Origin of the sequence: Sinorhizobium terangae (genome assembly GCF_009601505.1) — a bacterium.
GTDB classification, from domain to species: domain Bacteria; phylum Pseudomonadota; class Alphaproteobacteria; order Rhizobiales; family Rhizobiaceae; genus Sinorhizobium; species Sinorhizobium terangae.
The window spans coordinates 26,251-46,774 of sequence record NZ_WITC01000019.1 but is presented as its reverse complement, the minus strand read 5'-3'; the positions used below and the strand labels follow the sequence as shown (position 1 = coordinate 46,774).

Annotated in this window: 18 protein-coding genes; 13 read left to right on the top strand and 5 right to left on the bottom strand. The window is 62.3% G+C overall.

The annotated features are described in order from the left end of the window. Positions 1 to 189: 189 nt before the first annotated feature. The 3 genes from GHK62_RS03655 to GHK62_RS03645 all read right to left on the bottom strand — a co-directional run bounded on the left by GHK62_RS03655 (position 190) and on the right by GHK62_RS03645 (position 2,927). The gene (locus GHK62_RS03655) at positions 190 to 945 is read right to left on the bottom strand and encodes a TerC family protein (RefSeq protein WP_153436981.1); all 756 of its coding nucleotides are present in this window, start codon (positions 943 to 945) and stop codon (positions 190 to 192) included. A gap of 211 nt (positions 946 to 1,156) precedes the next feature. Beyond that, positions 1,157 to 1,996, bottom strand: coding sequence for an AraC family transcriptional regulator (locus GHK62_RS03650; protein WP_153436980.1), 840 nt, complete (start codon positions 1,994 to 1,996; stop codon positions 1,157 to 1,159). Between the two features lie 235 nt (positions 1,997 to 2,231). Beyond that, entirely contained in the window at positions 2,232 to 2,927 is a 696-nt protein-coding gene (locus GHK62_RS03645; RefSeq protein ID WP_153436979.1) for a TetR/AcrR family transcriptional regulator, read from the bottom strand. 243 nt (positions 2,928 to 3,170) lie between these two features. On the opposite strand from GHK62_RS03645, the gene GHK62_RS03640 reads away from it, so the two are divergent. The 5 genes from GHK62_RS03640 to xylB all read left to right on the top strand — a co-directional run bounded on the left by GHK62_RS03640 (position 3,171) and on the right by xylB (position 9,854). After that, a complete protein-coding gene (locus tag GHK62_RS03640; RefSeq protein WP_153436978.1) occupies positions 3,171 to 4,385 on the top strand; it encodes an HlyD family secretion protein in 1,215 nt (404 codons plus the stop codon). A gap of 29 nt (positions 4,386 to 4,414) precedes the next feature. Then, positions 4,415 to 6,004 carry a DHA2 family efflux MFS transporter permease subunit gene (locus GHK62_RS03635; protein ID WP_153436977.1) on the top strand — a complete coding sequence of 530 codons (1,590 nt, stop codon included), beginning with the start codon at positions 4,415 to 4,417 and terminating at the stop codon, positions 6,002 to 6,004. 123 nt (positions 6,005 to 6,127) lie between these two features. Next, on the top strand, positions 6,128 to 7,246 hold the full coding sequence (locus GHK62_RS03630; protein ID WP_327791017.1) for a metallophosphoesterase: 1,119 nt from the start codon (positions 6,128 to 6,130) through the stop codon (positions 7,244 to 7,246). 105 nt (positions 7,247 to 7,351) lie between these two features. Beyond that, positions 7,352 to 8,389, top strand: a complete 1,038-nt coding sequence (locus GHK62_RS03625) for a LacI family DNA-binding transcriptional regulator (protein ID WP_153436975.1) — start codon at positions 7,352 to 7,354, stop codon at positions 8,387 to 8,389. A gap of 10 nt (positions 8,390 to 8,399) precedes the next feature. Continuing rightward, positions 8,400 to 9,854, top strand: a complete 1,455-nt coding sequence (gene xylB, locus GHK62_RS03620) for a xylulokinase (RefSeq protein ID WP_153436974.1) — start codon at positions 8,400 to 8,402, stop codon at positions 9,852 to 9,854. 77 nt (positions 9,855 to 9,931) lie between these two features. On the opposite strand, the gene GHK62_RS03615 is transcribed toward xylB, so the two are convergent. Beyond that, positions 9,932 to 10,291, bottom strand: coding sequence for a nuclear transport factor 2 family protein (locus GHK62_RS03615; RefSeq protein WP_153436973.1), 360 nt, complete (start codon positions 10,289 to 10,291; stop codon positions 9,932 to 9,934). 133 nt (positions 10,292 to 10,424) lie between these two features. Between GHK62_RS03615 and xylA the strand changes: the two genes are divergently transcribed. The 8 genes from xylA (at position 10,425) to GHK62_RS03575 (ending at position 19,500) form a co-directional block, all read left to right on the top strand. Next, a complete protein-coding gene (gene xylA / locus GHK62_RS03610; protein WP_184108581.1) occupies positions 10,425 to 11,735 on the top strand; it encodes a xylose isomerase in 1,311 nt (436 codons plus the stop codon). Between the two features lie 257 nt (positions 11,736 to 11,992). Further along, positions 11,993 to 13,045, top strand: a complete 1,053-nt coding sequence (locus GHK62_RS03605) for a sugar phosphate isomerase/epimerase family protein (protein WP_153436972.1) — start codon at positions 11,993 to 11,995, stop codon at positions 13,043 to 13,045. A gap of 150 nt (positions 13,046 to 13,195) precedes the next feature. Next, the gene (locus tag GHK62_RS03600; RefSeq protein WP_153436971.1) at positions 13,196 to 14,380 is read left to right on the top strand and encodes a Gfo/Idh/MocA family protein; all 1,185 of its coding nucleotides are present in this window, start codon (positions 13,196 to 13,198) and stop codon (positions 14,378 to 14,380) included. 200 nt (positions 14,381 to 14,580) lie between these two features. Then, on the top strand, positions 14,581 to 15,954 hold the full coding sequence (locus GHK62_RS03595; protein ID WP_153436970.1) for a GH1 family beta-glucosidase: 1,374 nt from the start codon (positions 14,581 to 14,583) through the stop codon (positions 15,952 to 15,954). A gap of 382 nt (positions 15,955 to 16,336) precedes the next feature. Further along, positions 16,337 to 17,416: a methionine ABC transporter ATP-binding protein gene (locus GHK62_RS03590; RefSeq protein WP_153436969.1), complete on the top strand. Its 1,080-nt coding sequence runs from the start codon at positions 16,337 to 16,339 to the stop codon at positions 17,414 to 17,416. Continuing rightward, positions 17,406 to 18,071 (top strand): methionine ABC transporter permease, encoded by a 666-nt coding sequence (locus GHK62_RS03585; protein ID WP_153436968.1) that lies wholly within the window; start codon positions 17,406 to 17,408, stop codon positions 18,069 to 18,071. Before GHK62_RS03590 ends, GHK62_RS03585 begins: the two co-directional genes overlap by 11 nt. A 39-nt stretch (positions 18,072 to 18,110) precedes the next feature. Then, on the top strand, positions 18,111 to 18,887 hold the full coding sequence (locus tag GHK62_RS03580; protein ID WP_153436967.1) for a MetQ/NlpA family ABC transporter substrate-binding protein: 777 nt from the start codon (positions 18,111 to 18,113) through the stop codon (positions 18,885 to 18,887). Positions 18,888 to 19,101: 214 nt separating this feature from the next. Beyond that, on the top strand, positions 19,102 to 19,500 hold the full coding sequence (locus GHK62_RS03575) for a GFA family protein (RefSeq protein ID WP_234886755.1): 399 nt from the start codon (positions 19,102 to 19,104) through the stop codon (positions 19,498 to 19,500). A 78-nt stretch (positions 19,501 to 19,578) separates the two neighbouring features. On the opposite strand, the gene trhO is transcribed toward GHK62_RS03575, so the two are convergent. Beyond that, complete coding sequence (trhO, locus tag GHK62_RS03570) at positions 19,579 to 20,523, bottom strand: oxygen-dependent tRNA uridine(34) hydroxylase TrhO (protein WP_153436966.1); 945 nt, start codon at positions 20,521 to 20,523, stop codon at positions 19,579 to 19,581. Between the last annotated feature and the right edge of the window lies 1 nt (position 20,524).

Below are 20,524 nucleotides of genomic sequence, written 5' to 3'. Positions count from 1 at the left end.
CGGGAATTTTTCCGGTTTCTTCCCGCAACCAACGAAAACGGTAGTCGAACTCCCAACCCGTCCGGTTCGTATCCTCACTTGTCTCCCGCAGTCAGAGAGGCCTGCATTCGCCGAATGCAGGCCTCTTCATTTGCCGCTTCGGGTGCGGCTGTCCAGACGGAAACCGCTACGCACTTTTCTGGACTTGCTTTAGTGCAGCTTCTTCGCCTGCTGCCTTCTCAGCCGGGCGTTGCGTGCCATCATGTTCAGCATCTCGACGAGGGCCGAGAACGCCATGGCGGCGTAGACGTAGCCCTTCGGAACGTGGAAGCCCATGCCCTCGGCCATCAGCGTGGTGCCGATCATCAGCAGGAATGCAAGCGCCAGCATCACGATCGTCGGGTTTCTTTCGATGAAGTTGGCAAGCGGCGTCGCCGCGAGCAGCATGACAGTGACGGCGACGATCACCGCAGCGACCATGATCGGCAGATGCGGGGTCATGCCGACGGCGGTGATGATGCTGTCGACCGAGAAGACGAGGTCAAGCAGAAGGATCTGGCCGATCGCTGCAGCAAAGCCGTTGATCGCCGAAGAAGCGATGAAGTCCTCGCCATGATCGCTGGGATCAACATTGTGGTGGATCTCCTTGGTCGCCTTCCAGACGAGAAAGAGACCGCCAGCAAGCAGGATCATGTCCTTCCAGGAGAAGGCGTGGCCGAGGGCCTCGAAGACCGGCTCGGTTAATTGCACGATCCAGGCAACGGTGCCGAGCAGCGCCAGGCGCATGATCAGTGCAAGGCCGATGCCGATGCGGCGGGCGCTGACGCGGTTTTGGGGGGGAAGCTTGTTCGTGAGGATAGAAATGAAGATCAAGTTGTCGATGCCGAGCACGACCTCCATGACAATGAGCGTGATCAGAGCGACCCAAGCCTCGGGGCTTTGGGCGAGCGTCAGGATTTCCTGCATCGGCGATCTTTCCTCTCCTTGATCAAGACGATCTTGGTCGAAACGACCAAATCATTCAACATGATCGGTTCTGGCAAACTAGAGGGCGAGGAAACTGCGTTCAGTTCTCCTCGCCCCGCTCTGGGCGCGTCGCCCAGGATTCGCCGGAGTATTTAAGGACCTTCGCCGGAGTGGCAAGCGCCGGTGCCTTTTCGCGGCTGCGTTTTACCGTTTACTGTTTTATCGGCACCCACATTTCGACGACGCCCATCCCCGTGCGGGGATCGAAGCGCTCGTCATATTTTTCCATCAGGTCCGGAAGCTGGCCGTGCTCCAGCCCGGATTCCGCAAACCACGACCCGAAAATGTGATGGGCGGTCGTGGAGATCGCCGATATGTGGCCTTTGTGGAGAAATACGGCATAGCGCTGCCTGGGCAGCTTCAGAACGGTGAAGCCGGCTGGCAGGCCGTCCGTATCGTCGACTTCCACCGCGGCCATGTAGCGAAAGCGACCGGCCTCGCCGTCCGACTGGGTGCAAACGCCATAGGCGATATTGCCGCGCTGGCCGGGCACATTGCCGAAATGGGCGTTGAAGCGCTGCCAGAGCGAAGGGATGCCTTCGGTGCGATTATAGGCATAGGTTTCAGCGAGACCGGCGAGGAGAAGCCCGGGGCTCTCCTCGAAACGCGGCGGTTCGATCTTCAAGGTGCGTGCGTCGTCCATCCTGATAGGCTCCATCAGTTCGACATTCCGGACGTGCCCTTGCTTTCGGACGGACTCAGGTGTCACGCCGAACTGCTCGCGAAAGGCACGGGTGAAAGCCTCGTGCGAGCCATAGCCCGCGTCGAGGGCCACTTCGAGAATGCTGGATGTGCCATTGGCAAGCGCCTCAGCGGCGCCGCTGAGGCGTCGGCCGCGGATATAGGCGCTGATCGAGCGCCCGGTCGAAAGCCCGAAGATGCGTGACAGATGGTAGCGCGATAGGCCCGCGGCCTCGGCGATTTCATCCAGCGAAATGTCCTCCGCGAAATGGCTCTCGATGAACCAGATCGCCCTGCCGATGGCACTCATGCTCACTCCCTTACAGCGCCGCGCGTCTTGTGAGACGCGCAAAGGTCGCTGTAGCACTTTGAGTCGCTGCATGATTTGTCCGCAAATCGATTCCGATTTGAGGAATCACGCAGTGTCGACATGCACGTCATACGGCCTCACTGCCAGCCGCGTTTGATCGCAATTGCTCGATTGGCAGAGAATGGTGGTGCTGCGCGAAGCGCAGCTACTGCATGCTTCCTTGATGGTAGCCGATTTAGTCGGCGTTCGTTTTCCGACCGTAGGCGGCCAGGAACACATGGATAGCCGATCTGACGTTCTTCTCGATCCGGTCGGCCGAGGGTGCTTCGCACATGCCGAAGAGGCGACCCTTGAAGATTCCCGCCGAGGACAGTTCGATGAACTGTTTCGCGGCTATTTCCGTGTCATCGATCGACAGCGTGCCGGCCTCGACCTGCTGGTCGAGATAAGTTTTCAGGACCGTGTAGCCGTTCTCCGGTGTCGCAGTGAAGAAGCGCTGCGCCAGCCGCGGCATCCGATCCGTCACGCTGAGCACAGTGCGCATGGCCCGGATCGTGTAGTCGGACGTCATGCTCGTCACGAGTGTCACTCCGAAATCATGCAGCGCGTCTTCAAGCGGCGCGTTGTCGTTCAGAAACTGCTTGACGCTGTCGACGATGAGGCTGCGCTCGCGCGCGATCAGCGCCTCGAACAGGTCTTCCTTGTTCTCGAAATAGACGTAGAGCGTACCCTTCGAAACGCCTGCCTCGCGGGTGATATCGTTCATGCTGGCAGCGTCGAAGTTGCTCCTCATGAAAACGCGTTTTGCGCCCTCAAGGATTTGCTCGCGTTTGGCCGGATCCTCGCCGGCGGCGTGCCGCCCACCGCTCGAAGGGTGTAGTTGCTGATCCTGCAGGGATTTTTCCTGCTGTAGGCTTTTCGCTGACGTCATGGCTGCCGAACGTTTCCACTCCTTTCATCAAGATGATCTTAGATGAATTCCATCCAAAACCATAAACACGGCCGATTCGAACAAAGACAAGGGGCGAGGAGGGGCCCGCACATTTTTCTTTGCCATTTGCAAGTAATCGAACCGACCAGTTCGATTGCCTCTTGATATGCGGCGCAAAAGGCATTATGTCAAGTGCAATCGAACCGAACGGTTCAGTTCAATCCCAGCAAAAACCGGTGTCCTATGTCCGCTACCAGCACCTCCAGCGCTGCCCGTGTCCGTCCTGTCGGCGATGATTTTGAAGTCGTGGAGACTCGGGAGGCCGAGGCTCCCGCGCCCGCAAGCGAGGCCCCATCGGTCGCGGAGAAACCGGCCGCCGACGTTGCCGCGCCGCAGAAGAAACGCCGCAAGCCGGTGCTGCCGGTTCTGGGGCTGGCGCTGCTCGCCGCCGGTGCCTGGTACGGCTCTGACTGGTGGACCAACGGGCGGTTCATGGTTTCGACCGATGACGCCTATATCGAGGGCGATATCGCGACGATCTCGCCGAAGGTGTCCGGCTATGTCGCCAAGGTCGACGTGGTCGCCAACCAGCATGTGAAGGCCGGTGATCCGCTGGTTACGCTCGATGACGGCGACTATCGCATCGCTGCGGAGCAGGCCGAGGCGCAGATCGCCACGCAGAAGCTGGCGCTCAGCCGCTTCGATGCGCAGATTGCCGGGGCCAAGGCGAGCCTCAGCCAGGCCGAAGCCCAGAAGACAGCGTTTGAGGCAACCGTCCGCGGCGCCGAACTGACGCAGAAGCGCGCCAGCGATCTCCAGTCCAAGGCCGTCGGTACCGTCGCCTCACGCGACAATGCCGATGTCGCGCTCGATCAGGCGCGCGCAAATCTCGCCGGTGCCGAAGCCAACATCGCTGCGGCCAAGGCGAATATCACCGTGCTCGAGGCGCAACGCACCGAAGCGGAAAGCACGATCCGTTCGCTGGAGCTCGCGCGCGACAAGGCTAATCGCGATCTGGGCTTCACGGTGCTCAAGGCACCCTATGACGGCGTCGTCGGCAATGTTGCGGTTCAGGTCGGCGATCTCGTTTCGGCAGGACAGCGTCTCGCGGCCCTCGTTCCGGTGGACCAGCTCTACATCGATGCCAACTTCAAGGAAACGCAGATTGCGCATCTGGTGCCGGGCTCCAAGGTCCAGATCCATGTCGACGCCTATGACGAACATCCGATCGAAGGCACGGTCGCCTCGATTGCGCCGGCATCCGGCTCGGTCTTCTCGCTGCTGCCTGCGGAAAATGCGACCGGCAACTTCACCAAGGTCATCCAGCGCGTTCCGGTGCGCATCAAAATCCCAGCCGACGTGCTGGCCGAAGGGCATTTGCGCGCGGGCTTGAGTGTCGTCGTCGACGTCGATACCCGCACGGCGCCCGATCAGTCGAAAGTGGCTGCAGCAAAGTAAGGCCGCATAGCGGACGAGGAGTGGCGGAGATGACCGCAACGGCAACGGCAGGCTCGGTCGCAGCAAGCGCGCCCAGAGCCGAGGAACATATGGACCCGAGACGGCTGATCGCCTTCTTTGCGATGGTGGTCGGCATGTTCATGGCGATCCTCGACATTCAGATCGTGTCGGCCTCGCTCGCCGAGATCCAGGCCGGCCTTTCGGCCGGATCGGACGAGATCGGCTGGGTGCAGACCGCCTATCTCATCGCCGAAGTCATCATGATCCCGTTGTCGGGCACGCTCGCCCGCATCGTCTCGACGCGGGTGCTGTTTTCCGTCGCCGCGGCCGGGTTCACCGCATCGAGCGCACTTGCGGCGACCGCCACCAATATCGACCAGATGATCGTCTATCGGGCGATCCAGGGCTTTATTGGCGGCGGCATGATCCCATCGGTCTTCGCCGCCGCTTTCACGATCTTCCCGCCGTCGAAGCGCAATGTCGTGTCGCCGATCATCGGCCTCATCGCAACGCTTGCGCCCACCATCGGGCCGACGGTCGGCGGCTATCTCAGCCACGCCTTCTCCTGGCATTGGCTGTTCCTTGTCAACGTCATTCCCGGCATCATCGTCGCGACGCTCACGTGGACCTTCATCGACTTCGACAAGCCCGAGCTGGGGCTGATGAAGAAGTTCGACTGGTGGGGGCTCATCTCCATGGCGGTTTTCCTCGGCTCGCTCGAATATGTGCTGGAGGAGGGCAATGCCAACGACTGGTTCAATGACGACCATATCGTTATCGGCGCGGTTGCCGCAGCGCTTGCTGCCGCCGTGTTCTTCTACCGCGCCTTCAAGGTCGAGTTCCCGGTGGTCGATCTCAGGGCTTTCAGCAATCGCAACTTCGCCTTCGGCTCGCTCTTCTCCTTCGTCATGGGCATCGGCCTTTATGGTCTTACCTATCTCTACCCGCTCTATCTCGGGCGCATCCGCGGCTACGATTCGCTGATGATCGGCGAGACCATGTTCGTCTCCGGCCTTGCAATGTTCTTCACGGCGCCGGTCGCCGGCTTTCTTTCGGGTCGACTCGACCCGCGGGTGCTGATGACCGTCGGCTTTGCCGGCTTTGCGGCCGGCACTTGGACGATGAGCCAATTGACCGCCGACTGGGATTTCTGGGAACTGCTCGTGCCGCAGATCCTGCGCGGCTGCTCGCTGATGCTCTGCATGGTGCCGATCAACAACATCGCGCTCGGCACGCTGCCGCCCGCCCGCATACGCAATGCGTCCGGCCTCTATAACCTGACGCGCAACCTCGGCGGCGCCGTCGGCCTTGCGGTCATCAACACCATCCTGACGCAGCGCCAGGATTTCCACTATGCCCGGCTTGCCGAGCACATCCAGTGGGGCAACCCGGAGGCGGTCGAGCAGCTCCGCAACATGGCCTCGAATTTTACTGCGCATGGCCTCGATGGAGCGACGATCGCGATCAAGCAACTGGCGGCGATGGTTCAGAAGCAGGCGGTGATCCTGTCCTTTGTCGACGTCTTCGTGATCCTGACGGTGCTGTTCCTGTCGCTGATCATCGGCGTCATGATGATCAGCAAGCCGCAGGGCGCCGGCCCCGGCGGCAGCGGCCACTGACGGTACATGCGGCGCGCTTTACGTGCCGCATCGCGTACTGCACACTCCATGGCGGATGAGGCTGATGGGCTATCCAATTCCGGTCGTGCCGGAAGCGGGACTTCGCTGCGGGAGGTGTTCAGCGTGAGCAATCCGGATTGCTGCGGTCTGTCCCGGCGCACCTTTCTCGCGGCAGCTGCAGGCGCGGGTCTGTCGATCGGCGCTCGTATCCGTGCAGCCAACGCGTGGCCCCCGGTCGACGCCACCTTTCTCTTCTCCGCAGACATCCACGCCTGCATCGTTTCCACCGAAGGGCTGGCGCCGGACTGCGAGGCGGAGGGCAAGACCGACGCCAGCCTCTTGCGCCATGTCGCGGCGCTCAACGCAATTTCCGTGCAGAACTGGCCGGCGACGATCGACGGGGAGCCAAGCGGCCTCGCTAGTGCCGGGCAGAAAATCGGCCGCCCGCTCGGCCTTGTTCTCGGCGGGGACATCACCGACGATGGCGGCGGTCAGGTTCGCCAGCCGCGCGAGGGACGGCAGCTGCAGCAGTTCCAGAGCCGGTACGAGCAAGGTCCGGGTCCGCAGCACATTCACTTTCCCGCCTATGTCGGGCTCGGGAACCACGATCTCGACCAGGACGGCCCGCCTCCGAACGTCGACTGGTACCGTCAGGAGCTGCGCGATTATGTGGAGCTTACCCACCGCCAGACCGTGTTCTACAAGCCGCCCGTGCCGGTGACGAATTACGATCCGTTGTCGGACAACTATTCCTGGGACTGGGGTGGCCTCCATCTGGTCCAACTGCAGCGCTTCGGCGGCGACGAGAACAAGGGCGCGGTGAGCGGCCTCGGCTGGCTCAAGGGGGACCTTGCATACTACGCCGCCGATGGCCGGCCGGTCGTGCTGTTCCAGCATTATGGCTGGGACCCGTTTTCAACGGAGGTCTGGGACACGACGGCGGAGGCCTTCGATGATCGGGGAGAGGGGAGACCTCATTGGTGGGGCCCGGAGCAGCGCCAGACGTTACTCGACGTGCTAAAGGGCTACAACGTTGTCGGCCTCTTCCACGGGCATGAACATAACCTGGTCATGGCGTACCGCGCCGACGGGATCGATCTTTTCAAGCCGAAGGCGGCCTATCTCGGCGGCTTTGCCGTCGTTCGCATCACGGACGCCTTCATGGACGTCGCTTTCGGCGAAGCTCAGGGCGAGGCTGGCCGCATCGTTTTCACCCGCGCCTTCAGCAAACGTTCCAGCTAAAAAAACCTCCGCCGGAAGATGGCAGATCCGGTTTCGTCCACGGGCTCTGACTTTTTGATTTACGTACATCAAAAATTCCTCTAAGGGGTTCCCGGGGAGGAAGGGATGCGACCAACGGTTCACGATATCGCAGCGAAAGCGGGCGTCAGCCTGGCGACGGTCGACCGGGTTCTCAACAATCGCCCCGGTGTGAGAAGCGTCACGCGTGACAAGGTCGAGCGCGCGATTGCCACGCTCGGCTATGTGCGCGACGTCGCCGCCGCCAACCTCGCCAAGGGTCGTAACTACCCCCTCGTATTCATCCTGCCGGAGGGCGATAATTCCTTCATGCGCGGTCTCGAGGGCGAGGTGCGTGCCGCAATGGCGCGGTCCGCTTCAGAGCGAACGCAGATCACCATTCTTCCCGTGCCGGCCTTTGACGCGCAGGCCCTCGTGCAGGCGCTATGGGAGGCGCATCAGCGCCGGCCGGCCGGGATTGCGGTCGTCGCCGTCGACGCGCCCGAGGTGGCCGAAGCGGTGAAGCAACTGCGGGACACCGGCATTACGGTCGTAACGCTCGTGTCGGACCTGCCGGGATCGGGACGCGACCATTTTGCCGGCGTCGACAACATTGCGGCTGGACGCACGGCCGGAACCTTGATGGGCCGCTTTACCGGTGGCCGTGCGGGTCCGATCGCCGTGCTGGCTGGCTCGATGCTCGTGCGCGACCATCGCGAGCGGCTGGAGGGTTTCAGCGCCGTCATGGCCGAGGAATTTCCGGCGCGCCAGCTGCTTCCGGTGATCGAGGGACAGGATGATCCGGTCCTCGTCGAAAAGCTGGTGCGCGCGCTTATCGAGCGCGAGCCGGATCTGGCGGGCATCTACAGCCTCGGTGCCGGCAATCGCGGTCTCGTCGCTGCGCTCGAGCAGACCGGCAAGAGCAAGACGATCTGCACCATCGCCCACGAGCTGACGCCGCACAGCCGCGCCGCGCTTAGCTCCGGCACGATCGACGCCGTGCTCAACCAGGATGCCGGGCACGAGGTGAGAAGCGCGATCCGCGTTCTGAAGGCCAAGGCCGACGGGCTCGCCGTGATCGAGGCGCAGGAACGCATCCGCATCGACATTTTCCTGAAGGACAACCTGCCGATCGAGCAGGCATAGGAGGACACCCATGTATCTCGGACTGGATCTCGGCACGTCCGGTGTCAAGGCGATGCTGATCGATGGCGAGCAGAAGATCATCGGCTCGGCATCGGGAGCGCTCAACGTTTCCCGGCCGCATCCCGGCTGGTCGGAGCAGGATCCGGCCGACTGGATCCGCGCCACGGAGGAGGCGATTGCCGGCCTCAAGACGGCGCATCCGGACGCGCTTGCCGCCGTCCGCGGCATCGGCCTCTCCGGCCAGATGCACGGCGCGACGCTGCTCGACGAGAATGACGCGGTGCTTCGTCCCTGCATTCTGTGGAACGATACCCGCAGCTTCCGCCAGGCCGCGGTCCTCGACAGCGACCCGCAGTTCCGTGCCCTGACCGGCAATATCGTTTTTCCGGGTTTCACCGCTCCGAAGCTCGCCTGGGTGCGCGAGAACGAGCCGGAAATTTTCACCAAGGTGCGCTGGGTCCTGCTCCCCAAGGATTATCTCCGCCTGTGGCTGACCGGCGAACATATGTCGGAAATGTCCGATTCCGCCGGCACATCCTGGCTCGACACGGGTCAGCGCAAATGGTCGGAGAGCCTCCTGGCGGCGACCCATCTCGAAGAACGGCAGATGCCGGATCTCGTCGAGGGCACGGACAGCTCCGGCTCGCTCCGGCCGGAGCTTGCGAGCCGCTGGGGTATGGGCGCGGGAGTCGTCGTTGCCGGCGGCGCCGGCGACAATGCGGCCTCTGCCTGTGGCATGGGCACGGTCGCCGAGGGGCAAGCGTTCGTGTCGCTCGGCACTTCCGGCGTGCTTTTCGCCGCCAATGCGAGCTACCTTCCCAATCCGGAAAGCGCAGTCCATGCCTTCTGCCACGCGCTGCCGAACACCTGGCACCAGATGGGTGTCATCCTCTCGGCGACCGATGCGCTCAACTGGCATTCGGGCGTCACCGGCAAGAGTGCCGCAGAACTCACCAGTGAACTCGGCGACGTCCTGAAAGCGCCCGGCTCCGTCACGTTCCTTCCCTATCTTTCCGGCGAGCGCACGCCACACAATGATGCGGCGATCCGCGGCGCCTTTGCGGGACTCGGCCACGAAAGCTCGCGTGCGGTGCTGACGCAGGCGGTGCTCGAAGGCGTCTCCTTCGCCATCCGCGACAGCCTGGAGGCGCTCCGCGCGGCCGGCACGAAGCTCCAGCGCGTGACCGCGATCGGCGGCGGTTCGCGCTCACGCTACTGGCTGAAGTCGATCGCAACGGCGCTCAGCCTGCCGGTCGACCTGCCGGCGGACGGCGATTTCGGTGCGGCTTTCGGTGCCGCGCGGCTCGGGCTCATCGCTGCGACCGGCGCCGATCCTGTCGCAACCTGCTTCGCACCGGCAACGGCCGAAACAATCGCGCCGGAAGCGTCGTTGGTTTCGGCCTATGAGGATGCCTATCAGCGTTATCGTCGCCTCTATCCGGCGATCAGGGATGCGACGCTATGATCAGCCGCGGCACATCCGGCAGCGACCGAGCGGCGCACGGGTGCGCCGCCAAAGTCGCGTGTCAGGTCAAGTCTCGCCTATTGCGCCGGGATCTTGTCGAGGAAGCCGGTCACCAGTTTCAGCCGGCCATCCTCGATGAGGCCGAAATCCGTGCCCTCGATGACGGAGGTTCCGTTCGGCCCGAGTGTCCAGGAAAAGCGGATCGTGTCGGCGAACCCGTCCGGTTTGCCCTTGAGGGCGAAGCGGAAGCCGGGGAACTGGTGTTGCACGCCGGCAATAAGCGTACTGATCGCCTCATGGCCCTCACCCTGCATGACCGGGTCGCGATAGCCGATCTCCGGCGTGAACGCCCTTTCGACGAGCGGGCCGCGCTTTGCGGCATCGGTCTCGTTCCAGGCGGCAATATAGGCTTCGGCAATGTGATCGAGGTCGTGCATCGGAATTTTCCCTTCGGTTTGCGTTTCGATGGGCCGACTGTCGGCGATCGAGGGAATGAAACCAATTACCTTCCACGTAATGGCCGGGGCCGCTTGGCGCCGGCGATCCATCATCCATGAGAGGAGCAAGGTCGTGAGCACGGGATTTTTCGGCGATATCGCGAAGATCAAATATGAGGGGCCGGAGAGCAGCAATCCGCTCGCCTTCCGCCACTACAATCCGGACGAAATCGTTCTCGGCAAGCGCATGGAGGATCACCTTCGCTTTGCCGTCGCCTATTGGCACACCTTCGTCTGGCCGGGCGGCGATCCCTTCGGCGGCCAGACATTCGAGCGTCCCTGGTTCAAGGACACGATGGATGCGGCGAAGCTGAAGGCCGACGTCGCCTTCGAGTTCTTCCAGCTTCTCGGCGTGCCGTTTTACTGCTTCCACGACGCGGACGTGCGACCGGAGGGCAAAAACTTCGCCGAGAACACCAGCAACCTCAACGAGATCGTCGACCATTTCGCGAAGAAGCAGACCGAAACCGGCGTCAAGCTGCTCTGGGGCACGGCGAACCTCTTCTCGAACCGGCGCTACATGTCGGGTGCGGCGACCAATCCGGATCCGGACGTTTTCGCCTTTGCCGCAGCAACGGTGAAGACCTGCATCGACGCGACGCAGAAACTCGGCGGCGAGAACTATGTTCTCTGGGGCGGACGCGAAGGCTACGAGACGCTGCTTAACACCGATCTCAAGCGCGAACTCGACCAGCTCGGCCGCTTCGTCAACCTGGTGGTCGAGTACAAGCACAAGATCGGCTTCAAGGGTACGATCTTGATCGAGCCGAAGCCGCAGGAGCCGACGAAGCACCAGTACGATTTCGACGTCGCCACGGTCTATGGCTTCCTGAAGAAGTACGGCCTCGAGAACGAGGTGAAGGTCAATATCGAGCAGGGCCACGCGATTCTGGCCGGCCACTCCTTCGAGCATGAGCTGGCGCTCGCCAACGCGCTCGGTATCTTCGGCTCGATCGACATGAACCGCAACGACTACCAGTCCGGCTGGGATACCGACCAGTTCCCGAACAACGTTCCGGAAATGGCGCTTGCTTACTACCACGTGCTCGCGGGCGGCGGCTTCAAGACCGGCGGCACCAATTTCGATGCTAAGCTCCGCCGTCAGTCGCTTGATCCGGAAGACCTGCTGATCGGCCATATCGGCGGCATGGATTGTTGCGCGCGCGGTCTCAAGGCGGCGGCGAAGATGATCGAGGACAAGGCGCTCTCGGCGCCGCTTGAAAAGCGCTATGCCGGCTGGAACGTGCCGGAGGCCAAGAAGATGCTCGACGGCGGTTTCTCGCTCGACGAGATCGAGGCCTGGGTGCTGAAGGCCGACCTCAATCCACAGCCGAAGTCGGGCAAGCAGGAACTCCTCGAGAACGTGGTCAACCGCTACGTCTGACCGCTGCAAGCGATGGGCGCTCCTGTTGCGGAGCGCCCACCTTCTCACTCGAATACATGGCCATGCGCTTTGGCGAGGACCGAAAATGCGGCTTGCACGATATGGAGAAGCGGGATTGCCCCTCGTGAAAAATCTGTTAGCTTCTGCCTCCTGCAACGTTTCAGGTCTATCAGCAATCGCGAAAATTGGGTGCGGCCGCACCTTTTCCAGCAACCGGTCATGCGGGCCGGAATCGTGATCTAGGGAGGAAAATCGGGATGAAGACCATCAAGGGCCCAGGGCTTTTTCTTGCGCAGTTCGCCGGTGACACGGCTCCGTTCAATTCCTGGGACTCGATTACCAAATGGGCGGCCGACTGCGGCTACAAGGGCGTGCAGATCCCAAGCTGGGACGGACGGCTGTTCGACCTGAGGAAGGCTGCCGAGTCCAAGACCTATTGCGACGAGGTCGCCGGAAAGGCGCGCGACAACGGCGTCGAGATCACCGAGCTCTCGACCCATCTGCAGGGCCAGTTGGTCGCCGTGCACCCGGCCTATGACGAGGCTTTCGACGGCTTTGCCGCGCCGGAAGTGCGTGGCAACCCGAAGGCGCGCCAGCAATGGGCGGTGGAACAGGTGAAGATGGCGCTGACGGCGTCGTGCAATCTCGGCCTGAATGCCATGGCGAGTTTCTCCGGGGCGCTTGCCTGGCCCTTCGTCTATCCCTGGCCGCAGCGTCCCGCGGGTCTCGTTGAGGCCGCCTTCGACGAGCTTGCCCGGCGATGGAAGCCGATCCTCGATCATGCCGAGGATTGCGGCGTCGATGTCTGCTACGAAATTCACCCGGGCGAGGACCTCCACGACGGCATCACCTACGAGATGTTTCTGGAACGTACCGGCAACCACGCCCGCGCCTGCATGCTCTACGATCCGTCGCACTACGTGCTGCAGTGCCTGGACTATCTCGACAATATCGACATCTACAAGGACCGGATCCGCATGTTCCACGTCAAGGACGCGGAGTTCAATCCCACCGGCCGGCAGGGTGTCTATGGCGGCTATCAGGGCTGGGTGAAGCGCGCCGGCCGCTTCCGCTCGCTTGGCGATGGCCAGGTCGATTTCGGCGCGGTCTTCTCGAAGATGGCCGCCAATGATTTTGCCGGCTGGGCCGTCGTCGAGTGGGAGTGCTGCCTGAAGCATCCGGAAGACGGCGCACGGGAAGGCGCTGAGTTCGTCAAGGCGCACATCATCCGCGTCACGGAAAAGGCTTTCGACGATTTCGCCGACAGCGGAACGGACGAGGCGGCGAACCGGCGGATGTTGGGGATCTGAGGAAACAAGACCCCTCCCCCACCCCTCCCCACAAGGGGGAGGGCTTGGCGCGGCAGCGCCGCGATTCATCTCCCCCCTTTGTGGGGGAGATGCCCGGCAGGGCAGAGGGGGCATCCCCGACAGCAAATCTGGTCAGGAGAGGAAAACAGAATGGCAATTGAGGGAAGCAGCACGGAAAGTCGTCAAAAGCGCATCCGGCTCGGCATGGTTGGCGGCGGTTCCGGCGCCTTTATCGGCGCGGTCCACCGCATCGCGGCAAGGCTTGATGATCATTATGAGTTGGTGGCCGGCGCGCTGTCGTCGACGCCGGAAAAGGCGCAAGCCTCCGGCCGTGAACTGGGCCTCGATCCGAAGCGCGTCTATTCGGATTTCAAGGAGATGGCGATCCGAGAGGCGAAGCTCAAGGACGGTATCGAGGCGGTTGCAATCGTGACCCCGAACCATGTCCACTACGCTGCCGCGAAGGAGTTCCTGAAGCGCGGCATCCACGTCATTTGCGACAAGCCACTGACTTCCACCCTTGCCGATGCGAAAAAGCTCAAGAAGGCGGCGGACGAAAGTGATGCGCTATTCGTGCTGACGCACAACTATACCGGCTATCCGATGGTGCGCCAGGCGCGCGAAATGGTGGCGAACGGCGATATTGGCGCGGTCCGGCTCGTGCAGATGGAGTATCCGCAGGACTGGCTGACCGAGAATATCGAGCAGTCGGGCCAGAAGCAGGCGGCCTGGCGAACCGATCCGGCCCGCTCCGGCGCCGGCGGCTCCACCGGCGACATCGGCACCCATGCCTATAACCTTGGCTGCTTCGTTTCCGGTCTCGAACTCGAGGAACTTTCCGCGGATCTCGACAGCTTCGTCGGTGGACGCCAACTGGACGACAATGCCCATGTGATGATGCGTTTCAAGGCGAAGGACGGCGCGCGCGCCAAGGGCTTGCTCTGGTGCAGCCAGGTAGCGCCCGGCCATGAGAACGGCCTGATGGTGCGTGTCTACGGCACCAAGGGCGGCCTCGAATGGACGCAGAAGGATCCGAACTATCTCTGGTACACGCCGTTTGGTGAACCGAAACGCCTGCTGACGCGCGCCGGCGCCGGGGCGGGCCCGGCCGCCGCCCGCGTTTCGCGCATCCCCTCCGGCCATCCGGAAGGGTACCTCGAAGGTTTCGCCAATATCTACTCGGAAGCCGCACGGGCGATTTTCGCCAAGCGCAAGGGCGAGAAGGTCGATGCGGCCGTCACCTATCCGACGATCGACGACGGCATGAAAGGTATGGTCTTCGTCGATGCCTGCGTGCAGTCCTCGAAGCGCAACGGCGCCTGGATCAAAGTCTGACGTCGGCTGGCAAAGTCAGGGGCGGGGGGAACCTGCCCCTTTCGCGGGTTGACATTTGCTGGTGTGGGTTTAGGCCACCTTCGAAAACGAGAGCTGGATCAAGGAAAAGCGCGTGCGGTTTTCCATCGGCCCCGCTCTACCCGATGAAGTGCAGCAGCGCCGGTTTCGGCGCACGGCTGCGCAGACCACGAGGCTGAACAATGATCGAAGCCAAGAAGCTGGCAGAGCGCTTTCCCGGTGACTTTGTCTTCGGAGTAGCAACCGCCTCCTTCCAGATCGAGGGCGCCAGCAAGGCGGACGGACGCAAGCCATCCATCTGGGATGCCTTCTCCAACATGCCGGGCCGCGTCTTCGAGCGCCACAACGGCGACGTTGCTTGCGATCATTACAATCGGTTGGGAGAAGATCTCGACCTTATCAAGAGCCTGGGCGTCGAGGCCTACCGCTTCTCGATCGCTTGGCCACGCATCATTCCGGAAGGCACCGGACCGATCAACGAGAAGGGACTCGATTTCTACGACCGGCTTGTCGACGGTCTGAAGACGCGCGGCATCAAGGCCTTCGCGACGCTTTACCATTGGGACCTGCCGCTCGCGCTAATGGGCGACGGCGGCTGGACGGCGCGCACGACCGCCTACGCCTACCAGCGCTATGCCAAGACCGTGATCGCCCGCCTCGGCGACAGGCTCGATGCGGTCGCCACCTTCAACGAGCCCTGGTGCTCGGTTTGGCTCAGCCATCTCTATGGCGTTCATGCGCCGGGTGAGCGCAACATGGATGCAGCGCTCGCCGCGCTCCATTTCACCAATCTCGCCCACGGCCTTGGCGTCGAGGCGATCCGTTCCGAGAGATCGAACCTGCCGACGGGCATCGTCATCAACGCTCATTCGGTCTATCCCGGCGGCACCAGCGACAAGGACAAGGCCGCGGCCGAACGTGCTTTCGACTTCCACAACGGCGTCTTCTTCGGCCCGATCTTCAAGGGTGAGTATCCCGAAGGCTTCCTATCGGCGCTTGGCGATCGTATGCCGCTGACGGAAGACGGCGACATGGCAACGATCTCGCAGCCGCTCGATTGGTGGGGCCTCAACTATTACACGCCGATGCGGGTTTCCGATGACCCGTCCGAGGGTGCAGAATATCCGGCAACGGTCAATGCCAAGCCGGTCAGCGACGTGAAGACGGATATTGGCTGGGAAGTCTATGCCCCGGCGCTCGGCGCGCTTGTCGAAACGCTCAATGCCCGCTACACGCTGCCCGACTGCTACATCACCGAGAACGGCGCCTGCTATAACATGGGTGTCGAGAACGGCGTCGTCGATGATCAGCCACGGCTCGATTACATCTCCGACCACCTGTCGGTCACCGCCGATCTGATCGCCAAGGGCTATCCGATGCGCGGCTATTTTGCCTGGAGCCTGATGGACAATTTCGAATGGGCCGAGGGCTACCGGATGCGTTTCGGTATCGTCCATGTCGACTACGAGACGCAGGTCCGCACGGTCAAGAAGAGCGGCCACTGGTATAAGGAACTGGCAGAACAGTTCCCGAAGGGCAACCACAAGGGCGCGTGAGGTTGCGATCGGGCGGAGCGGCGGCGAACCTCGACCTCTTCTCAAAAGAGCAACCTTTTGCGCGCAGCCCTGTCGTTTCGGAAAAATTTGCCTGTGAAAGCGGCCGGACAAAAGCCATAAGAAATGTAGATTGCGCGGCATGGCAGCCATGCTCGCAACGGCGTTGAACTGACCGGTTGCCTGATGATAGAGAGTTGCTCAGTGTTTCGAATGCGTTGTCGAATGTCGGCCTGATTAAGTGAGGTGCGGGAAAAAACCGCGCTCGTCCGTCCCGACGCATTTTCCGTCCCGGCAACGCCAGGGACAAGAATTTCGAACCTCCGAGAGCTTTCATGTATCCTCATCCTATCGCCAAGTTCCCTCCTTCGGGGGTGACCGGACTATGATCGTTTCCGTTCCCAAGCCTTCGTCCGATGACGTCTCGGTCGCCTTCCAGGGCGTCTCCAAGCGTTTTGCGGCGTCCGGCGAAAGTGGCGCCTTTACCGCGCTCAACAATGTCGACCTCGACGTCGGGCTAGGCTCCATTACCGGCATTATCGGCCGCTCCGGTGCTGGCAAATCGACGCTGATCCGGCTGGTGAACGGCCTCGAGAAGCCGTCGAGCGGCAAGGTGCTCGTCGATGGCGTCGATGTCGGTGCGCTTGACGAGGCGGGCTTGCGCAATCTCCGGCGTTCGGTCGGTATGATCTTCCAGCACTTCAACCTGCTCTCCTCGCGCACTGTTTTCGGCAATGTCGCCCTGCCGCTGGAGATTGCCGGTGTGGATCGCCGCGCCATCGAAGCGCGCGTGCGGCCGCTTCTCGACCTCGTCGGTCTCGCCGACAAGCACGCTCGCTACCCGGCCGAACTCTCGGGCGGCCAGAAACAGCGCATCGGCATTGCCCGTGCGCTTGCGACCGAGCCGAAGCTGCTGCTTTCGGACGAGGCGACATCGGCGCTTGACCCGGAAACGACGCAGTCCATCCTCGAGCTGTTGAAGCGCATCAACGCCGAACTGGGACTGACCGTGCTCCTCATCACCCATGAGATGGAAGTGGTGAAAGCCGTAACCTCCGATGTGGCCGTTATCGACAAGGGCGAGATCGTCGAACGCGGCCATACTTTCGATGTCTTCACTCATCCGAAGCACGAGACGACGCGGGCGCTTCTCTCCGGCCTGCCCGGCTCGAAGTTGCCGGATGCGGTCGCGCGTGGGCTGAAGCCGGCCGCGAGTGCTGGCGATCGTGCGGTGGTGCGCCTCACCTTCTTCGGCGCGACGGCGGAACGGCCGCTGGTTTCCCAGCTCATCAAGTCGGTCGGTGCCGAGGTCAATATCATTGCCGGAACGATCGACGAAATCGGCGGCAAGCCCTATGGCTCGCTCGTGGTCGCCTATGCGGCGGATGCCGAGACGTCGGGAAGGGCGGAACGCTTCTTTACCGAGAACGGACTGGTCACGGAGGTGCTCGGCTATGTCGCCTGATCTTCTGCTCCTCATCGCCAAGGCCACGTTCGACACGCTGCGCATGGTGGCGATCGCCGGCCTGATCGGCTCGCTGATCGGCCTGCCGATCGGCATTTTCCTTGCGACCAGCGGCAAGGGCGAGCTGTTTCCGGCGCCCAACATCAACCGCATTGCCGGGCTCATCGTCAACGCCACGCGCTCGACGCCCTTCATCATCCTGGTCGTTGCGATCATCCCCTTCACGCGTCTCGTCACCGGCACGTCGATCGGGACGAAGGCGGCGATCGTGCCGTTGACCATCGCGACCATTCCGTTCTTCGCGCGGCTGGTCGAGGCGGCAATCCGCGACATCGACAAGGGGCTGATCGAGGCCGCCCGCGCCATGGGCGCGACCCCGACCCAGATCGTCTTCAAGGTGCTTCTGGCCGAGGCCCGGCCGGCGCTGACGCTGGCCCTTACCATGACCATCGTCAGCCTCATCGGCTATTCGGCAATGGTCGGGGCTGTTGGCGGCGGCGGTCTCGGCGATCTCGGCATCCGCTACGGCTATCAGCGCTTCAGGCCGGACGTGATGCTGGTCGTTGTCGTCGTGCTGATCGTGCTCGTACAACTGGTGCAGAGCGCGGGGGACCGCCTCGCCCGCCGCTTCGACAAACGCAGCCGCAAGAACTGATCCTCTCCCAAGACATCAAACATCAACAAGGAGACTTCCATGAAAAAGCTCATTCTAGCCGCGGCCTTCGCCGCCCTTGCGGCCGGCACCGCGCTTGCGGAGACCATCAAGGTCGGCGTCACCCCGGGCGAGCATGCCCAGATAATGGAGAAAGTGAAGGAAGTCGCCGCCCCCAAGGGCCTCGACATCGAGATCCTCGAATTCTCCGACTATGTGGTTCCGAACCAGGCACTCGCGGATGGCGAGCTCAATGCCAATTCCTTCCAGCATCAGCCCTATCTCGACAACCAGATCGCCGATCGGGGCTACGATATCGTCAGCGTGGGCCTGACCATCACCACGCCGATGGGCGTCTACTCGAACAAGGTAAAGAGCCTCGATGAGCTGGCGGACGGTGCGACGATCGCAATCCCGAACGATCCGACCAATGGCGGCCGCGCGCTCCTGGTTCTCGCGTCGAAGGGCCTCATTAAGGTCAATCCGGATGTCGGCCTGAAGGCCACCCCGGCCGACGTGACGGAAAATCCGAAGAACATCCAGTTCGCCGAGCTCGATGCGGCCCAGCTCCCGCGCTCGCTCGCCGATGTCGACGCGGCCGTGATCAACACCAACTACGCGCTCGAGGCTGACCTTCATCCGAAGGAGGACGCCATCGCCATCGAAAGCGAGAAGTCTCCTTATGCCAACGTCATTGCGGTGCGCGCCGCGGATAAGGATGCACCCTGGGTGAAGACGCTCGTCGAATCCTATCACGACGACAGCGTCAAGGCCTTCATCGTCGATACTTTCAAGGGTGCGCTGATCCCGAGCTGGTAAGCCTGTGCGCTGAACGCAGACATGGACCGCGCGCTGCAACACGGCGCGCGGTTTTTCTTTGACCGCAAGAACCGCTTCGCTATCCTCTGCACCGCCGTGCGTCTTTTCAGGCGCACCAAGGATGCGGTAGCACTTTGAATTGTTGCATGTTTTTGCCCTGAAATCGGCTCCGATTTCAGGAAGCATGCAGTAGGCAGTTTGAGGGGGACATGCCATGAGCGCGATGAAGGGTGGGTGCCTCTGCGGCGCGGTACGGTACGAAGCCAGGGGCTCGCCGATCTACTCCGGCTTCTGCCATTGCCGCGACTGCCAACGGGCCACGGGTACCGGACACTGCTGCTATATGATCTTCTCGCGCGCCGACGTCGAGGTCACCGGCGAGCTCAGCGCCTACGAGAAGCTCGCCGAAAACGGCAATGTGACGATCCGCCACTTCTGCCCCACCTGCGGCAGCCAGATCTTCTCGTCCGGTGCCGACCGTTGGACGGTCTATGCCGGCACGCTCGACGATATGTCATTGTTTGAGCCCACCAACGCGGTCTTCACCCGCAGTCGACCGGATTGGGATCGGTCCGCCGTTCGCGTGGACGAGTACGAGACGCTGCCGGAATGATTTGGCGCGAGGAGTGATTGCTGAGCGGCAGGGCAGAAGAGGGGTATCTACACCTGCGTTCCTGCCTTTGCCGCCGCCTCAGCTTCCGAGATGCCGCTCGCCGCGTTTTTTCGCCAGCGCGATCTGCTTCTGCCGCTCGCGATAGCGCTCGCGGTCCTCGTCGGTGCGGATCTCATGACAATGGATGCAGGAGACGCCCTCCTCGTGAAGGGGAGACAACAGGTCTTCCGGCGTCAGGGGCTGGCGGCAGGCGTGGCAGAGCGTGTGCTCGCCTTCTGCGAGGCCGTGGGTCACGGAAACGCGCTCGTCGAAAACGAAGCAGGCTCCGTCCCAGAGGCTCTGCTCCTCGGGGATCTCCTCGAGATATTTGAGGATGCCGCCCTTCAGATGGTAGACCTCTTCGAAGCCCTGCTCCTTCATGAAGGCGGTCGCTTTCTCGCAGCGGATGCCGCCGGTGCAGTACATCGCGATCTTCGGCTTGTTGTGCAGGCCGGTGTTGTTGCGCACCCAATCCGGAAACTCGCGGAAGGTCTTCGTCTTCGGGTCGACGGCGCCGCGGAAAAGGCCGATCGCCGTCTCGTAGTCGTTGCGCGTGTCAATCACCAGCGTGTCCGGGTCGGAGATCAGCGCGTTCCAATCCTTCGGCTCGATATAGGTGCCGACCACTTTGTTGGGGTCGATGTTTTCGACGCCCATGGTGACGATCTCTTTCTTGAGCCGCACCTTCATCCGCAGGAAGGGCATCGCCGATGCGCGGCTTTCCTTGTGTTCAAGGCGGGTCAATTCCGGCTGGGCGCGCAGATAGGCGAGCACTGCGGCAATGCCCTCGTCGGAGCCGGCAATCGTACCGTTGATGCCCTCATGCGCGACGAGCAGCGTGCCCTTCACGCCATTGGCCTCGCAGACCGCCTGCAACGGTTCGCGGAAATCGGCGAAGCGCGGGAAAGAAACGAAATGGTAAAGCGCTGCCACCAGAAACTGGCCTTGTGTCTCCGGGCGAGGGGTCGTGGATATGTCGGTCATG

Excerpts from the sequence above, each read along its gene's own strand:
- GHK62_RS03595 (WP_153436970.1), top strand. The coding sequence starts at position 14,581 with ATGATCGAAGCCAAGAAGCTGGCAGAGCGCTTTCCCGGTGACTTTGTC.
- GHK62_RS03575 (WP_234886755.1), top strand. The coding sequence starts at position 19,102 with ATGAGCGCGATGAAGGGTGGGTGCCTCTGCGGCGCGGTACGGTACGAA.
- GHK62_RS03635 (WP_153436977.1), top strand. The coding sequence starts at position 4,415 with ATGACCGCAACGGCAACGGCAGGCTCGGTCGCAGCAAGCGCGCCCAGA.
- GHK62_RS03600 (WP_153436971.1), top strand. The coding sequence starts at position 13,196 with ATGGCAATTGAGGGAAGCAGCACGGAAAGTCGTCAAAAGCGCATCCGG.
- GHK62_RS03625 (WP_153436975.1), top strand. The coding sequence starts at position 7,352 with ATGCGACCAACGGTTCACGATATCGCAGCGAAAGCGGGCGTCAGCCTG.
- GHK62_RS03615 (WP_153436973.1), bottom strand. The coding sequence starts at position 10,291 with ATGCACGACCTCGATCACATTGCCGAAGCCTATATTGCCGCCTGGAAC.
- GHK62_RS03650 (WP_153436980.1), bottom strand. The coding sequence starts at position 1,996 with ATGAGTGCCATCGGCAGGGCGATCTGGTTCATCGAGAGCCATTTCGCG.
- GHK62_RS03640 (WP_153436978.1), top strand. The coding sequence starts at position 3,171 with ATGTCCGCTACCAGCACCTCCAGCGCTGCCCGTGTCCGTCCTGTCGGC.
- GHK62_RS03655 (WP_153436981.1), bottom strand. The coding sequence starts at position 945 with ATGCAGGAAATCCTGACGCTCGCCCAAAGCCCCGAGGCTTGGGTCGCT.
- trhO (WP_153436966.1), bottom strand. The coding sequence starts at position 20,523 with ATGACCGACATATCCACGACCCCTCGCCCGGAGACACAAGGCCAGTTT.
- GHK62_RS03605 (WP_153436972.1), top strand. The coding sequence starts at position 11,993 with ATGAAGACCATCAAGGGCCCAGGGCTTTTTCTTGCGCAGTTCGCCGGT.
- xylB (WP_153436974.1), top strand. The coding sequence starts at position 8,400 with ATGTATCTCGGACTGGATCTCGGCACGTCCGGTGTCAAGGCGATGCTG.
- GHK62_RS03580 (WP_153436967.1), top strand. The coding sequence starts at position 18,111 with ATGAAAAAGCTCATTCTAGCCGCGGCCTTCGCCGCCCTTGCGGCCGGC.
- GHK62_RS03645 (WP_153436979.1), bottom strand. The coding sequence starts at position 2,927 with ATGACGTCAGCGAAAAGCCTACAGCAGGAAAAATCCCTGCAGGATCAG.
- GHK62_RS03590 (WP_153436969.1), top strand. The coding sequence starts at position 16,337 with ATGATCGTTTCCGTTCCCAAGCCTTCGTCCGATGACGTCTCGGTCGCC.
- GHK62_RS03585 (WP_153436968.1), top strand. The coding sequence starts at position 17,406 with ATGTCGCCTGATCTTCTGCTCCTCATCGCCAAGGCCACGTTCGACACG.